This window comes from Lentibacillus kapialis (assembly GCF_014646635.1).
Taxonomy (GTDB): domain Bacteria; phylum Bacillota; class Bacilli; order Bacillales; family Amphibacillaceae; genus Lentibacillus; species Lentibacillus kapialis.
On sequence record NZ_BMNQ01000127.1, the window covers coordinates 1 to 900 of the forward strand.

The following is a 900-nucleotide window of genomic DNA, read 5'->3' on the forward strand; positions in this document are numbered from 1 at the left end:
TTCGTCCGAACAGCGTATTTTTAGAAAACTTCAGGTTATGAAGCAACATTTTCTCGGAAAATAGACGCTTATGATTTTTTTATTGATTTATGAAATTCCCCCGTTTTTGGGGGCTAACCATGTTATAGATATTGAACATTTATACTACATGCAGGAATGGGGAGACGGAAAGGTGGAAAAGTGGCACGTGTACATGGATATTTATCAATTAAAAAAGCAAGGGTTTAAGATTCGAAGAATCGCTAGAAAGTTGGGCATTTCAAGAACGACGGTCTATAAGTATCTCGATAAATCTCCGGAGGAAATGGGGGAATGGATGGCCTCAACCCAGACAAGAAGAAAAAAGTTGGATCCGTATGAAATGCTCATCCAAACATGGCTCAGTGAACATCCGGATCTATCCGCATCACAAATTCATGATTGGTTACTTGAAAGATATACAGATCTAAAAGTTGGCGAAAGCACTGTGCGCCTGTTTGTCAATGAGCTTCGTGACAAATACAACATTCCTAAAACGGAAGCCATGCGGGACTATCAAGGCCTTCAAGATCCGCCCATGGGTCAACAAGCTCAAGTAGACTTTGGACACACCGTTCAAAAAACACCCGATGGCAAGGAGGTTAAACTCACGTTCATTACGTTCGTTCTCTCGCACTCGCGGTATAAATTTGTCAAATGGCTGGATAGGCCTTTTACAACAAACGATGTAATTGACTGCCACGAGCAGGCCTTTCACGCTTTTGGAGGCATCCCTTATGAAATTGTTTATGATCAAGATGCCTTAATCGTGGTCAGCGAGAATGCCGGGGATTTGATCTTGACCGAGGCATTTCAGGCGTATCGCGAGGAAAGAAAGTTAACTATGTACGTTTGTCGCAAAGCTGACCCTGAGAGCAAAGG

Annotated in this window: 1 protein-coding gene; it reads left to right on the top strand. The window is 42.7% G+C overall.

What is annotated here, in order from left to right; genetic code table 11:
• Window positions 1-172 precede the first annotated feature (172 nt).
• Window positions 173-900 (top strand): helix-turn-helix domain-containing protein (locus IEW67_RS17920; RefSeq protein WP_444543273.1); only part of this gene is annotated, 728 nt, incomplete at its 3' end.